Annotated in this window: 13 protein-coding genes; 6 read left to right on the top strand and 7 right to left on the bottom strand. The window is 72.2% G+C overall.

Going from position 1 to position 13,624, the window contains the following annotated elements; translation table 11 throughout:
- Positions 1-9 precede the first annotated feature (9 nt).
- Positions 10-1,056, top strand: coding sequence for a hypothetical protein (locus ABD808_RS07780; protein ID WP_344892028.1), 1,047 nt, complete (start codon positions 10-12; stop codon positions 1,054-1,056).
- Between the two features lie 183 nt (positions 1,057-1,239).
- Positions 1,240-2,472, top strand: a complete 1,233-nt coding sequence (locus ABD808_RS07775; protein ID WP_344892025.1) for a cation:proton antiporter — start codon at positions 1,240-1,242, stop codon at positions 2,470-2,472.
- Here the strand turns inward: ABD808_RS07775 and ABD808_RS07770 are convergent.
- The 3 genes from ABD808_RS07770 to ABD808_RS07760 are packed head-to-tail and all read right to left on the bottom strand — an operon-like array spanning position 2,359 to position 6,433.
- Positions 2,359-4,635 carry a hypothetical protein gene (locus ABD808_RS07770; protein WP_344892023.1) on the bottom strand — a complete coding sequence of 759 codons (2,277 nt, stop codon included), beginning with the start codon at positions 4,633-4,635 and terminating at the stop codon, positions 2,359-2,361. The genes ABD808_RS07775 and ABD808_RS07770 overlap by 114 nt on opposite strands.
- Before the next feature lie 5 nt (positions 4,636-4,640).
- Positions 4,641-5,606: a hypothetical protein gene (locus ABD808_RS07765; RefSeq protein WP_344892020.1), complete on the bottom strand. Its 966-nt coding sequence runs from the start codon at positions 5,604-5,606 to the stop codon at positions 4,641-4,643.
- Entirely contained in the window at positions 5,603-6,433 is an 831-nt protein-coding gene (locus ABD808_RS07760; protein WP_344892017.1) for a hypothetical protein, read from the bottom strand. Before ABD808_RS07760 ends, ABD808_RS07765 begins: the two co-directional genes overlap by 4 nt.
- A gap of 310 nt (positions 6,434-6,743) precedes the next feature.
- On the opposite strand from ABD808_RS07760, the gene ABD808_RS07755 reads away from it, so the two are divergent.
- Together ABD808_RS07755 and ABD808_RS07750 are read left to right on the top strand one after the other, a co-directional pair.
- Positions 6,744-7,559, top strand: a complete 816-nt coding sequence (locus tag ABD808_RS07755) for an SAM-dependent methyltransferase (protein WP_344892014.1) — start codon at positions 6,744-6,746, stop codon at positions 7,557-7,559.
- Positions 7,560-7,622: 63 nt separating this feature from the next.
- The gene (locus ABD808_RS07750; protein WP_344892011.1) at positions 7,623-8,015 is read left to right on the top strand and encodes an acyl-CoA-like ligand-binding transcription factor; all 393 of its coding nucleotides are present in this window, start codon (positions 7,623-7,625) and stop codon (positions 8,013-8,015) included.
- A 10-nt stretch (positions 8,016-8,025) separates the two neighbouring features.
- Here the strand turns inward: ABD808_RS07750 and dacB are convergent, their stop codons facing one another.
- Entirely contained in the window at positions 8,026-9,531 is a 1,506-nt protein-coding gene (gene dacB / locus ABD808_RS07745; RefSeq protein WP_344892008.1) for a D-alanyl-D-alanine carboxypeptidase/D-alanyl-D-alanine endopeptidase, read from the bottom strand.
- 75 nt (positions 9,532-9,606) lie between these two features.
- On the opposite strand from dacB, the gene ABD808_RS07740 reads away from it, so the two are divergent.
- Entirely contained in the window at positions 9,607-10,518 is a 912-nt protein-coding gene (locus tag ABD808_RS07740) for a universal stress protein (RefSeq protein ID WP_344892005.1), read from the top strand.
- A gap of 6 nt (positions 10,519-10,524) precedes the next feature.
- On the opposite strand, the gene ABD808_RS07735 is transcribed toward ABD808_RS07740, so the two are convergent.
- Together ABD808_RS07735 and ABD808_RS07730 are read right to left on the bottom strand one after the other, a co-directional pair.
- Positions 10,525-11,376, bottom strand: a complete 852-nt coding sequence (locus ABD808_RS07735; RefSeq protein ID WP_344892002.1) for an SAM-dependent methyltransferase — start codon at positions 11,374-11,376, stop codon at positions 10,525-10,527.
- Positions 11,377-11,468: 92 nt separating this feature from the next.
- Positions 11,469-12,071 (bottom strand): TetR/AcrR family transcriptional regulator, encoded by a 603-nt coding sequence (locus tag ABD808_RS07730; RefSeq protein ID WP_344891999.1) that lies wholly within the window; start codon positions 12,069-12,071, stop codon positions 11,469-11,471.
- Between the two features lie 139 nt (positions 12,072-12,210).
- On the opposite strand from ABD808_RS07730, the gene ABD808_RS07725 reads away from it, so the two are divergent.
- Positions 12,211-12,579, top strand: coding sequence for an STAS domain-containing protein (locus ABD808_RS07725; protein WP_344891996.1), 369 nt, complete (start codon positions 12,211-12,213; stop codon positions 12,577-12,579).
- Between the two features lie 7 nt (positions 12,580-12,586).
- Here the strand turns inward: ABD808_RS07725 and dmpG are convergent, their stop codons facing one another.
- The gene (dmpG, locus tag ABD808_RS07720) at positions 12,587-13,615 is read right to left on the bottom strand and encodes a 4-hydroxy-2-oxovalerate aldolase (protein ID WP_344891993.1); all 1,029 of its coding nucleotides are present in this window, start codon (positions 13,613-13,615) and stop codon (positions 12,587-12,589) included.
- Positions 13,616-13,624 lie beyond the last annotated feature (9 nt).

Raw genomic sequence — 13,624 nt, 5'->3', positions numbered from 1 at the left:
GGCAACGAGATGAACACGCCGAGCAGGCCGCCGGAGGACGTCAACCAGTCCTCGGCGCCGGGGCTCGCCGCCGACGGCCGCACGGTCGACGAGTTCCGCCGGTGGGTCTGCCAGCAGGGCGCGCCGCACCATCTGGCCAAGTACAACCGGGGCACCTACGAGGTCGCCGTCGACGTGCTGGACGACCCCGCGCTGGCGGACGTCCCCGGCGCCTCGCCGGACCGGCGCGACCTGTACCAGGCGGCGGGCCAGCAGCTCGGCTTCATGATGACCGCGCTCGACCGGGAGCTCAGCGACGCCGAGACCGGACGCCTCATCCGCCTGGTGCTGCACGCCGAGCAGGGCGCCCTCTACAGCGTGGAGGTCACGCCGCGCAACTACGTGCTGGGCATCGTGTTCGGGCTGGCCGCCGCCGCGCGCGGCGAGTCGCCGACCTCGCTGCCGCGCTGCGCGCTCGTCCGCGAGGCCGACATGTTCGTCAGCGGCCTGGCCAGCGTCCTGCGCGACCGGCTTGGCCTGCCGAACGAGAACCCGGGCGGATGGCTGTCGCGGCTGCGGGAGGTCGAGGGCGGCAGGACGGACACGGCGCCGTTGCCACGTCCGTCCCGCGCGACCGTGCCGAGCACCTGGGGCTCGATGGGCGCGCACGCCGACCGGCTGGCGCGCGAGCTCGACCCGACCGAGGTGGTGTATCTGGCGCGCTGCCGTGACGCGCGGGTGCTGGCGGAGGCCGACCTGTTCGAGGACGACCGGGTGGCCGCCGCGCGGCCGCCGGGGGAGCCCCCGCAGCGCACCCGGTCCTACTACCGGCGGCTCGCGGAGGAATGCGCCGTCTACGCCCGGCAGCTCGGGCAGGTCGCGCGGCAGGCGGTGCGGGGGCGGATGCTGCGGGTCGTGCTGGACGTCGAGCAGGGCGCCGTCTACTACTACCGGCTCGGCCCGGCCGACTACCTGATGGGCGTCACGCTCAACCAGAGCCGGGTGAGCGAGGCCGACGAGACCATCGGAGATCTCGCGGCCGAACTTCTGCGCGAGGGAATCCGTACGCAGAGGTGATTGCCGCGACTTCCGGGCCCGTTTACGATCACGGGGGGTCGTTGGATCGACGCCGGAGTTCCGGGTGAGAGGCAAGGGCCAATGACGGTGCGTTTCGGCTTGATGCTCGTCATGGTGGCCTTGGGGACGGCGTTTGGCGCGATTTCCGGGCGTGTCACCGACATTCTGGACAGCCCCATTTATGTGCCATTTGTAACCCTATTGCTGGCGGTCGGGCTTTATGGCAGTACTCGGTCCATTGACCTGCGCCTGCTCCGCTCCGATCTGCGGACCGTCGTCCTGGCCGTGACCGTCGGCGTGCTGCTGAAGGCCGCGATCACCACCGGGGTGATGATGCTGCTGTTCCGCGACCCGGCCTACCTCGTGCTCGGTGTCGCGGTCGCGCAGATCGACCCGCTGTCGGTCGCCGCGCTCGGCGAGTCGTCCCGGCTGTCGCGCCGGGGGCGGGGCCTGCTGCTGGCCTGGGCGTCGTTCGACGACCCGGTCACGACACTGCTGACCATCTACGCGGCGGCGCTCGCCCTGCCGTTGCAGCCGGACGGGACGAGCACGCGCCACGACCTCGGCGGCGGCACCATGTTCACCGTCGACCTGGCGGGCAACCTGGCGTTGGCGGCCGCCGCGATCCTGATCTACTGGCTGGCCCGCCGGTTCGCGCCACGGCTGGAGTTGCCCGCCGCGTTCGCGGTGCTGGCCGCCGTGTTCGCGGTCGGCGTGTGGCAGACGTGGGTGCTGGCGGTGGCGCTGGTCGGGCTGTGGGTGCGGCCGGCGCTGCGGTCCCGGCCGGAGGCGGTCGGCCGTGTCATGAACGGGGCCGTCGACATGGCGTTCCTGTTCGCGGCGCTGATGCTCGGCGCCGTGCTGACGCTCGGCGCCTCGCCGCTGCCCGGCCTCGTCCTCGGGGTCGCCGCGTTCGCCGCGCACGCGCTGGTGAGCCTGCCGCTGACCCGGTCGCAGACCGGCGAGGACAAGCTGCTGCTGGCGGTGGCGCAGCAGAACGGCATCACCGCGATCATCCTGGCGCTGCTGCTGGAGCCGCTGTTCGAGGGGACCGTCGCGGTCGTCGCGCCCGCCATCCTGGTGATCAACCTGCTGTATCTGGCGAGCAACCGCCTGCACGACCGCCGCCGCCCGCCCAGCGCGCTCGCCCCCGACGCGGACGACTCCGTCCCAACTACCGAAGCCCCGACGACCGAAGCCCCAACCACCAAGGCCCCAACCACCGGAGCTCCGCCCGCAGACGTCCCAAATGCCGACGTCTCGGAGGGGGCGCGTCCACTGGAGGACGAGACGTCCTCGCGTTCAGGTCCGTCCGAAGGCGTTGCGGACCCGGTAGCCGAGATCGGTCAGCAGCGCGTGCGGGTCTGCCTTACGAAGTTCCGCGGACCGATACCCGGCGGTGGACGGATAACGTGACTGCGGGTCGGCCGTCTGAGCCGTCAATGTGCCGAGCAACTGAATCGGCAGGTAGTCCAGCACGGTCTCGTAGTTGCGGCACAGGACGTTCAGGTCGGCGCGCTGCGCGGCGGACGGCGAGCCGTCGAGCCCCCGATACCAGCCGCGCACCGCGCCGCGGAACGCGACGATCACCGACTCGGCGATCGCGGCGACCCCGACCGCCCGCACCATCCCGTGGTTCTGGAGCCGCAGCAGCATCCCGGTGGGGACGCCCGACCGCTCCTCGCTGAACATCTCGTCGAGCGCGGTGTCGAGGCCGCTGAGCTCCTGGAGCGCGGCGAGCACCTCGGTGAACATGCGTTCGGCGCCGTCCGGCAGCGGCTCGTCGGGGGCGCCGCGCCCGGCCTCCTGGATCCGCCGGGTCAGCTCGGCGTGCTGCCGCTCGGACGCCGCGCGCATCGACTCGACCTGGAAGGCGATCATCTCCACCAGGTTCTGGGTGCTGCTCTGCGCGGTGGCGAGGCGGCTGACCCCGGCCCGCACCATCCGCAACTGGTCGTCGCCGACGACGGCGGCCTCCAGCTGCTCGGTCGTCCGGTTCATCAGCCAGGCGAAGTCGTCGGAGAACCGCTCGGCGGTGAAGGTCAGGGCCGGTTCGGTGACGTGGTCCTTCAGCGCCTCGCGGGCCGGGTCGGCCAGGAAGCCGTTGACGATCACCGCCGTGTGCGAGCCGGGCGCCGTGGACCGGACGGCGTCGGCGTCGGCGTTGATGTCCTCGGCGTCGCTCGCCAGGATCAGCGAGCCGGTCACGAACAGGGCGCAGCCCGCGTCGGCGGCCGGGATCCAGTACGGCGCGCGCGGGCCGTCGACCCCGTCGACGGGATGGTTCGTGTGGAACGCCCGGCCCTGCTTGAGCAGCTCCTGCTCGATCCGGTCGCGGACGGCGTCGTCGGGCGTGACCGGGCCGCGCGCCGCGTCCTCGACCATGGTGGTGGTGACGTGCCCGCTCTCCAGCGACTCCCGGTAGCAGGTGTGGCAGATCTGCACGACCTTGCGGGCGTTGCGCCCGGCGAGGTAGGCGATGTGGTCGGCGATCGGCTCGGGGAACGGGCCGAGCCCCGAGCTCACCTGGCGCCGCCGTGGTGACCCCTCCGGGGGCATCGACGCGTAGTGGGTCCGCGCGATCGCGGCGCGGATGTACTCGTGCACCTCGTCGCGGGACATGCCGTCGGTCTGGAGGTCGGCGCTCAGCCCGTGCTCGCGCCCGTGCCTGCCGACCGCCGTGCGGATCTCGGGGAGGCCGGACAGGATGAGGCAGACGCCCTGCCCGACCATCAGCTCGATGAGCCGTTGCAGCTCGGTGACGGTGTCGGGGTTCGGGGGACTGGAGCTCGGCAGCGCCTTCTCCAGTTGGTCGAAGGCCAGCACGAGATGGCGGCGGCGACGGCGGTGCAGCAGCGTGATCACGCCCATCGCCTGGAGCGCGCGCACCTCGTCGTTGATGTGGCTCTGGATCCCGCGTTCCACGAGCAGCGGGCTCGGCTTCTGGCCGCGCAGCCATTCCCACACCGGTTCGCGCAGGTCGTCGCGGAGCATCAGGACGAGCGCGGTGCCGAACTCCTCGTTGCGGGTGACCTGCGCCAGGTCGTCGTTGAGCCGGGCGAGGAACTCGCTCTCGGCGAGGTTGAGCTGGGAGACGAACCGCTGCGGGTCGATGTCGGCGGTGCGCAGCCGCCGGGTGATGTCGGCGGGGAAACCGGTCTCCTCCAGGGAGTCGGCGATGATGTCGGCGTAGTATTCGCGGACGCGGTCGACCATGACGTCCCGGTCGAACCGTTCAAGGAAACCCTGCCGGTAAAGGCTGAGGAAATCGCCTTTCTTCGCGTCGACATAGACGGGTTTGGCGTCGTTGCCCGGCCGTTTCAGTGCGCTGCGCAGCAGATCGTAAATCAGGTGCGTCTTGCCGCTGCCGTGCTCGCCCGCGACCAGAAAGGCGACTCCCTTGTCGTCGCGCCGCCCGAAATAGCCGTCGAGCAACTCTCTGGCCCGCCTGATCGCCGGTGTCTCGACGCTGACGACCTCGTCTGGCGACTCGTAGTCGTGCGCCTCGGCGGCGGCGAGCGCGGGGAAGGGGTTGTCATCCATCGGCGGCGCGCCGCCGCCCTCGCCGGGTGCGGTCACGACGATCACCCCTCCCGCCCCGCTGGACCATGTCGAGTATATTGCCGCTGAATATGGTGCTCCAGGTCGGCCAGCCTGATCACGTTTCCGGCGGGCCACGGGTTGCTCGAATAATGAGCATAGACATTGTACAATAATGTCTGTATTGCTCCAATAGGAAACAATTGGGAGCCTCCAAAGAGCCGTTCGACCGCGTCGACATCGAGGTCGGGAAAGTCCTGCCCGCGTCCGGGCACGTCGATCCTGGTGCGGGCGAACTCCGCCGCGTCGCCGGGATTGAGGAGGCCGACCCGCAGGTGCAGCGGGCGCGCCTCGTCCTGGGGCTGGTCGGGGACGCCGGGCAGATCGCGCAGCGTGGTCTCGGCGAAGATCAGCAGCTTGCGCGAGGTGCCCGACCAGTAGTGCTGGACCTCGATGGCGCGGTCCGTGCGCGGCGTCCGGACGATGAGGACGGCGCCGTCCCGGACGGCGTCGCTCACCGCGCGGGTGAAGTCTTCGGGATACAGGGACCGCCCGGTGCCGTAGGAGCGGGGCGCCTGGTACACCTCGGGGTCGAAGACGCTCTGGTTGCCCTCGACCTTTGTGCGAAGCCGCTCGGCGACCATGAACGCGCGCTCGTCGGCCGTCACGCCGGGCCCCTGCCCGATGCCGGTCAGCGGGACCGGCATGACCCGGGCCCCGGCCTTGTCCAGAACCCGGGCCGCCAGGTCGGCGCACCGGTTGATCAGCGACGTCTTGCCGGAGCTGGACGGGCCGGACACCGCGACGAACAGCCCGCGGTCCTGGAGGTTGCCGAGGGTCCCTAGAACCTGGGCGAACCGGTCGAAGCACGCTTGCGTGCCGTCGACGTCGACATGGCACTTGCGGCATTCGTTCCCGCAGGCGCAGACCAGGGGCGGGGCGGACGTGAAGGGGTCGTCGCCGCGCGCGAGCGGGTTCCGTTTAGGTTCGGTCCTGTTCGGCTCGGTCATGGCCGCCGCATCCTGCGGGAACGGCCGGGCCAGGGGCGTTCCAGCGTCGCCGCGATCTCCAGCGCCCGCCCGTTCACCTCGTCGAGACGGCGCTGGAAGGCGGTCACCCGCTCGCCGCGCTCGGTGCGGCCCGCGGGCCAGGCGAACTCGCGGATGTCCCGGTCGAGTTCCTTGGCCGCGTCGCCGATCGAGGCCGGTCGCCGCCAGGTGGGATGTCGTCCCGCGATGCGGCGGAGTTCGGCGGTGAACACCTCGAGCGGCGCGTCCATGGCGCCTTCGAGGGTGCCGCCCTTCAGGTCGCGCCAGCCGTCCAGGCACGCCCGGCACGCGCGGTAGTGGGCGCCCGCCGCCGCGTGCAGGTCGCCCGCCGCCCGCATCGCGGCGGTGCGCCGGTTGAGGAACAGCGTGGAGCCGAGCGTGAGCACCGCGCCGAGCACCACGGCGATCACGCCGACCATGGCGGTGACGAGGTCGACGACCCACTTCGGCGCCGGGGCGTCCGGCTCGGGGAGCCTGCGCTCGGCGGCCAGCGCGGCGCAGGTCCGCTGGAAGGCGGCCGGGTCGCGGCGGCTCCACTGCGCGGCGGTCAGCCCGGCACCCCCGGAGAGCGGGACGAGATGCTCCGCGTCGCGCCCCGCCCGCGCCGTTCCCAGCGTGACGGCGGCCTCGACGAGGGGCCGGGTGTTCTCGGGTTCGAGGCAGTACAGGGTCCGGGCGTCGGCGGCGGGATCGGCCTTCGCCGGGGTGGCCGACGCACCGGCCACCGCTCCGAGGACGACCTGGCCCACCAGTACCGCGAGCATCAGACGGCCGACCTGCCACCACATGCAGGCTCCTCCTGCTTTCGCCCCTCGCGGGCACGATAACCCGCGCGAGCTTGCAGGATAAGGGGCCGGCATGACGCTATATGAGATTTTTCGTAAGGCCACTTCTGGTCTGCTGACCCGTCCCAGCTGAGACGGGTAAAGAGAGGATTCAGCCACTCGACCGCTTACCTCTGATATTGGCGTTTTGTCGGAATGTGTCGATGGTCGTGATCAGGCCCGGCGGCCCGCTCGCCCCTTGCCAGCACGGCGTTACGATGCACTCGCCCGGCGCGCGGACGCCGGTCCCGAGCGACCGTCAGACGGAGGAGACATGGTGGACGACGGCACGCCCGAAATCGACACCACGCCCGAAATCGACACCACGGTCGCCCATCCGGCCCGGATCTGGAACTACTGGCTGGGCGGCAAGGACAATTATCCGGTCGACCGCCTGATCGGCGACCAGACGACCGAGGTCTATCCGGAGATCGTCCAACTGGCCCGGCACCAGCGCGCCTTCCTCGGCCGCGCCGTGCGGCACCTCGCCGGGGAGGCCGGGCTCAGGCAGTTCCTCGACATCGGCACCGGGCTGCCCACCGTCGACAACACCCACGAGGTCGCCCAGCGGGTGGCGCCCGAGTCGCGCGTGGTCTACGTCGACAACGACCCGCTCGTGCTCGTCCACGCGCGGGCACTGCTCACCAGCGCCCCCGAGGGCGCGACCGACTACGTCGACGCCGACCTGCGCGACCCCGCCAGGATCCTCGCCGAGGCCGGGCGGACGCTCGACCTCACCCGTCCGGTCGCGATCAGCCTGCTCGGCATCCTCATCTTCGTCCAGGACGACGACGAGGTCAGGTCGATCCTGCGGCGGCTGCTGGACGCCGTCCCGTCCGGCAGCCATCTGGTGATCACGCACACCACCAACGCCGTGCACGGCGAGCGCACCGACGAGGCGGTGCGCGTCTGGAACGAGGGCGGTTCCGTCCCCATGCTCGTCCGCACCCCGGAGACGATCATGAGTTTCCTGGACGGGCTGGACGTCCTCGCGCCCGGCCTGGTGTCGCTCACTCGCTGGCGCCCCGAACACACCCCCTTCGAGGAGCCCGAAGTGGACGAGTTCTGCGCCGTCGCCCGCAAGCCCTGACGGCGACCGAGCGCCACGCGGAGTCGCCGAGGACGCTCAGCACGGCGGGCGCGAGGACCAGCAGTGATCGGGTCCGTGCTGGCCGATCCGCGTCCCGGCGAGACCCCGGCCGAACTGCTCGTCCGCGCGGTCCGGACCGTCCTTGGCTCCGGCGCCGACCTCACCGGCCGGGCCGCGCGGCAGCGCGCCGAGCTGATCCGGCGCACTCCCGCGTTGCGGGTCGGCGCGCTGCGCAAGGTCGCCGCCGGGCAGCGGGAGATCGCCACCGCCCCGCGGGCCGCCTACGCCGACGAGCTTGACCCGCTCGTCGCGTCCGCCCTGGTCGGCGCCGTGGTGGGCGCCCTGGTGGCCGCGATCGTCACGCTCTACTCCGATCCGGCGCTGGACGACGTCGTCCGCAGCCCCGAACGCATGCGGCAGGAGCTGGACCGCGCCGTCGTCACGGCCGGGAACTAGGCGCGCACGGCTAGGGACGCATGCCCCGGGCCCAGGTGGGTTCGAGGTCGCCGGTGCCGGACGGCGCCGCTCGACGGCGGGAGGTGGCGTGGCCCTCGGCCAGCCGGACGGCGATCGCGTCCTCGATGTCCTTGGGCGCGGCGCCGGAGTAGCGGTTGAAGACGCTGGAGAAGATCAGCCCGCGCCCGCCGGGCCCGGTGACGTAGCCGGACAGGGCGGTGACGCCGGTCAGCGTGCCGGTCTTGGCGTGGACGTTCCCCGTGGCGGCGGTGCCCCGCATCCGGTTCGCGAGGGTTCCGCCGATCAGGCGGTCGGGCCGTCCGGCGACGGGCAGCGCCGCGTACCAGGCCGGGAACCACGGCTGCCGCCGCGCGCTCCGGAGAAGGGTGCTGAGCTGCGTCGCCGTCGTGCGGTTCGACCGGGCCAGGCCGGAGCCGTCCGTCATGGTCACCTGGGAGGTGTCCACGCCGAGCCGGGCGAGGTAGCCGGTGACGGCGGGCAGCCCGGCCGTCCAGGTGCCGCGCCCCCGTTCCTTCCGGCCGATCGCCTTGACCAGGGCCTCGGCCATGACGTTGTTGCTGAGCTTCAGGAACGGTCTGGCCAGCCGCGACAACGGCATGGACGTGTGCGTCGCGATGGTCGTGGCGTTCGCGGGCGCCCGGCCGCGTTCGGTCGTCCCGGACACCCGCACCCCGTGCGCGCGCAACGCGCGGCGGAACACGTCGGCCGCGTAGAGGGTGGGCCGCTCCACCGTCCGCAGGACGCTGGACTCCGGCGCGCCCTCCGGATGCGAGCCGGTGATCACGATCGTGTCGGAGCCGTTGTCACGGTTCACTTCGAGCGTGGACGGCGAGCCCGCCCGGCCCGTGGTGGCCCGGTTGTCGATCCGCACCGTGCCGGTGGCCGGGCTGAGCGAGGCCCTGACCGGCTCGCCGCGCCGGGTCGCGGCGACCGAGACACGGATCGAGCCCGCGTCGAAGTCGGCGTCGGGGGAGACGGTCAGCGCGGACGTCCGTCCCGCGTAGGCGTACTGGAGGTCGCCGGACTGCCAGCCGTCCGGGACGCGGTCGGCGTCGAACCAGGTGTCGTCCGCGACGAGGTCGCCCCTGACCTCGGTGATGCCCGCGTCGGCGACGTCACCGGCGAGCCGGTCGTAGTCGGCGGCCCGCATGGTCGTGTCGCCGGTGCCCCGGAGATAGAGGTCGCCGCCCGCGGTGCTCACGGTCGTCCGGAACCGGTAGCCGGTGCCGAGAAGGCCGAAGGCGGCCGCCGCCGTGTTCAGCTTGTTGTTCGACGCGGGCATGACCGGCCCGTCGCCGTGGCGGTCGTACAGGACCCGGCCGGACGCGGCGTCGCGGACGACGACGTCCACCGCCGCCCCGCTCAGCCGCGCGTCCCGCAGGACGGCGTCCAGATCACGGGCCAGGTCACTGTCCGGAGCGGCGAGGGCGGGCGCGGCGCCCACGAGCGCGCTTGCGCAGATCAGCGCGACGACCCCGGCGGTACGGGTGATCATGTCGCCGGAGTGTAGGGGGGTGGGCTTCACCAACACGCCGGATACGCGCAGACTTGGTAGAAGGAGGGCAGGCATATGGACGACGGAGAAAGGACCAGACGACCGCACGTCCTGTTCGGTTACGACGGGACGGCCGCGAACGGCGCCGCGCTGCGCTGGGCGGTGGAGGAGGCCCGGCGCCGCGACCTCGACCTGGTGATGTGCCATTCCTGGCACTGGCCCTACGCGCGGGGCCATGAGGACCGCGACGCCGAGACGATCATGAAGCGGGCGGGGGAGAACCGGTTGCAGCGGGGCGTCCGCCGGGCCCGTGAGCTGGGCGCGCCCGGCGAGGTGCGCGGACGCCTGATGCGCGGGCCCGCGGTCGACGCGGTGCTGGAGGCGTCCGTCGGAGCGGAGCTGATCGTGGTCGGCGCGAACGAGCGCCTGGAGGAGGGCGGCACCGCGCTCGAGGTGCCCGCGCGGGCCGACCGTCCGGTGCTCGTGGTCCGGAACGCGGACCGGCCGGGCAGCCCGCCGAAACGGGTCGTGGCGGGTGTCGACGGGACGGCGCGCTGCGACGCGGCACTCGGATTCGCCTTCGAGGAGGCCGCCCTGCGCGGCTGGGACCTGCACGTCGTCTACGGCTGCTGGGAGCCCGGCGCAGTGATCGACTACGAGCTGGCGCTGTTCAACGACCGGGAGCTGCTGGAGAAGACCCGCGCCGCCGAGCTGGAGGAGGCCGTCGCGCCGTGGCGGGACCGGCACCCGGAGGTCACGATGACGGTGTCGCTCCTGCTGGAACGCCCCTGCGAAGCACTCCAGGACGCGGTGCGCGACGCCGGGCTGCTGGTTCTCGGCGACCGTGGCACCGGGTCGTACCGGGGGGTGTGGGGGGTCGCCCCCCCACCGGAGACGGGTTCTGACCCTCTCGGCGCCACCAGTACCGGGATGCTGCGCAGCGCCCCGTGCCCGGTCGCGATCGTTCCAGGGCGCGCCGCGCGGTGACGTCAGTTACGGCTTGCGGAGGACGCCGCCGTACTCGTTGATGTCGCGCCCCAGCCGCGACGCGCCCGCGTAGGGCCGCAGCTCGGCGGGGACGGGCGCGAGCGGCGGCTGGTTCGGGTCGGGACGCCAGTCGCCGAGGTCGACCAGGCCCGGCTCGACGACCTCCAGCCCGTCCGGCAGGAGCGCGTTGACCTCGGCGCGGTCGCGGGTCTGCCAGCGCAGCCCGGCGGCGGTCGAGCGGCCGTCCATGTCGCGGGCGCGGGCGCGGTCGGCGGAGACGACCTGGCTGAACGCCAGATGGCTGCCCGGGGCGGCGCGGTCGATGGCCGCGCCGAGGACGCCGCCCGGGTCGTCGGCGTCGACTAGGTGGTGGCCGATCGACAGGAACAGGACCGCGACCGGCTCGTCGAAGTCGATGAGCCGCTTCACGTCCGGGTGCGCGAGGATCGCCTCCTGGTCGCGCATGTCGGCGGTGATCACGGCGGTGGAGCCGTCACCGGCGAGCAGCGCGCGGGCGTGCACGAGGACGATCGGGTCGATGTCGACGTAGACGACCCGGGCGTCGGGCAGGAACCGCCGCGCGACCTGGTGCACGTTGTCGTCGGTCGGCAGCCCGCAGCCCATGTCGAGGAACTGCCGGATGCCCGCCTCCTGCGCCAGGTATCGGACGGCCCGGTACAGGAACAGCCGGTTCTGCCGGGCGACCTCGATCATCTCGGGGAACTCCGGCAGGTTCTTCAGCATGAACTGCCGGTCGACCTCGTAGTTGTCCTTGCCGCCGAGCGCCCATCCGTAGATGCGGGCGGGCGTGGGCACGTCGTAGGGGATCTCGGCGGGAACGTCCTCGGCTGCGGCCACCGTGTCCTCCTAGCGTCCGAAAGGCGAACTTCTCCTACAGTTTTAGACTATCGGCGAGTCGCGCGCCGCGCGCGCCGCAACCGCAAAAACGATCATGGTTTTCCGACCAGCGCGGCGGTGGCGGACAGGGCGGGGTCGGCGGGCACCCCCGGATCGAGGATCAGCTGGAGCATCAGGCCGTCCAGCAGCGCGGTCACCAGCATCGCGGTGCCCTCGCGGCGTTCGGGCGGCCAGTCCGGGCACAGCTCCTCCAGGCGGGTGGCGACGCGGCCGCGCACGGCGCGCGTCCAGTCGCGGCGCTCGGCGCCCATCCGCGGATCGCGTAGAGCCCTGACCAGCAGTTCCGCCGCCAGCCTGAGGTTGCGCTCCCCGGCGACCATCTCCGGGACGAGGGCGCGCAGCGCCTGCACCGCCGCCGGAGTGTCGGGCGCGGCGAGCAGCGCGCCGACCACCGGGTCGACGATCATCTCGCTGGCGCGCTGCGCCACGGCGACGTGCAGCCCGGGCAGCCCGTTGAAGTAGTGGTGCAGCAGACCCGGCCGGATCCGGGCACGGTCGGCGACGGCCCGGGCCGTGATCGCCGACCAGCCGCCCTCGGCGAGCAGATCGAGGCCGATCCGGACCAGTTGGTCGCGGCGCGCCCGCCCGCGAGGCGTCGACGCGCTGCGCACGCCGGCGGGGTCCTCGTCGGTCATGCCGCCCAAGCTATCCCAATGGTTGCACCGTGCAAAGATCGTCTGCGGGGAGTCGGAGGTTGGGTCTGCGACCGCGGGCGCGGTGTGCGAGGATGATCCCCCCATGACAAGGCGTGCCGGTCCCGCTCGGAGGCGTGAGGTGAGCGAAGACGCGGTGGCCGCCATGCCCATGTCGATCGACATGACGATCGAGCGGGGCTGCATCGTGGTCCGGCTCGGCGGCCATCTCGTCGTCGACAACGTGCCCCGGCTGAACCGCTGGCTCGCCCGCATCGGCAAGCTGGAGGGCCGCGTCCTGGTCGCCATGGACCTGCACGGCGTCGTCGGCTGCGACGCGACGGGCGTCGACGCGCTCGTCGACGGCGCGGGCCGCATCCGGCAGGCGGGCGGGTTCGTGATCGCCGCGCACTACCCCGACACCTGCGCCGCCTTCGCGGGACGCGACGTGCTGGAGACCCGCGCCACCGTCGACGACGCCATCGCCGAACTCCACGCCTGGGCCGTCTGACCCGCGCTCACCCGGAACGTTCGCGCTCGGCGACCAGTTGCAACGCCACGTCGATGATCATGTCCTCCTGACCGCCGACGTATCCGGCCTCGCCGACCCGTTGCAGGATCTCGTGCGCCGGGACGTCGTAGCGTTCCGCCGCCCGCTCGGCGTGCAGCAGGAAGCTGGAGTACACGCCCGCGTACCCCTGCGTGATCGCGCCCCGGTCGGCGAACGGCAGCCGGTTCAGGAACGGCTTCACCACCTCGTCGGCGGCGGCCAGCACGCCCTGCACGTCCACCCCGGTCGGGACGCCGAGCCGCTCGAACGTCGGGACCAGCACCTCGGTGGGGGAGTTGCCCGCGCCCGCGCCGAGCGCGCACAGCGCCCCGTCGATCTGAAGCGCGCCGTTCTGCTGCGCCAGGACGGAGTTCGCGACACCCAGCGACAGGTTCTGGTGGCCGTGGAAACCGACCTGCGCCTCGTGCCCGATCTCCTTCACCAGCGCGCTGATCCGCTCCTGCGCGTCGCCGAGGACGAGCGCCCCGGCCGAGTCGACGACGTAGACGCACTGCGCGCCGCCGTCCACCATGATCCGCGCCTGCTTCGCCAGTTCGTCCGGGCCGATCCGGTGCGACAGCATCAGGAACCCGACGGTCTCCATCCCGAGGTCGCGGGCGGCGGCGAAGTGCTGGAGCGACACGTCCGCCTCGGTGCAGTGCGTCGCGATCCGGGCGACGGACGCGCCCGCGCCGTGCGCCAACCGCAGGTCCTCGACCGTGCCGAGCCCCGGCAGCAGCAGGACGGCGATCTTCGCGCGGACGGCCTCGTCGACGGCGGCGGCGACGAGCTTGACATCGTCCTCCAGCGAGAACCCGTAGTTGAACGAGGACCCGCCGAGCCCGTCGCCGTGCGTGACCTCGATGACCTCGACCCCCGCGCTGTCCAGCGCGTACACGACCCCGCGCACCTGCTCCTCGGTGAAGCGGTGCGCCATCGCGTGACTGCCGTCCCGCAACGTCGAGTCGGTGATCCGAATCTTCTGCTGCTCCGTCATGCCTGCTCC

The sequence above is a fragment of the Actinomadura meridiana genome (assembly GCF_039537545.1).
GTDB lineage: Bacteria > Actinomycetota > Actinomycetes > Streptosporangiales > Streptosporangiaceae > Spirillospora > Spirillospora meridiana.
The sequence above is the reverse complement of the archived record's forward strand: the minus strand, read 5'-3'. Positions and strand labels throughout refer to the sequence as shown.

What these genes read in the sequence shown, in the direction of transcription:
- ABD808_RS07780 (WP_344892028.1), top strand. Translation starts at nt 10, where the DNA reads ATGAACACGCCGAGCAGGCCGCCGGAGGACGTCAACCAGTCCTCGGCG.
- ABD808_RS07765 (WP_344892020.1), bottom strand. Translation starts at nt 5,606, where the DNA reads ATGACCGAGCCGAACAGGACCGAACCTAAACGGAACCCGCTCGCGCGC.
- ABD808_RS07760 (WP_344892017.1), bottom strand. Translation starts at nt 6,433, where the DNA reads ATGTGGTGGCAGGTCGGCCGTCTGATGCTCGCGGTACTGGTGGGCCAG.
- ABD808_RS07755 (WP_344892014.1), top strand. Translation starts at nt 6,744, where the DNA reads ATGGTGGACGACGGCACGCCCGAAATCGACACCACGCCCGAAATCGAC.
- dacB (WP_344892008.1), bottom strand. Translation starts at nt 9,531, where the DNA reads ATGATCACCCGTACCGCCGGGGTCGTCGCGCTGATCTGCGCAAGCGCG.
- ABD808_RS07740 (WP_344892005.1), top strand. Translation starts at nt 9,607, where the DNA reads ATGGACGACGGAGAAAGGACCAGACGACCGCACGTCCTGTTCGGTTAC.
- ABD808_RS07730 (WP_344891999.1), bottom strand. Translation starts at nt 12,071, where the DNA reads ATGACCGACGAGGACCCCGCCGGCGTGCGCAGCGCGTCGACGCCTCGC.
- dmpG (WP_344891993.1), bottom strand. Translation starts at nt 13,615, where the DNA reads ATGACGGAGCAGCAGAAGATTCGGATCACCGACTCGACGTTGCGGGAC.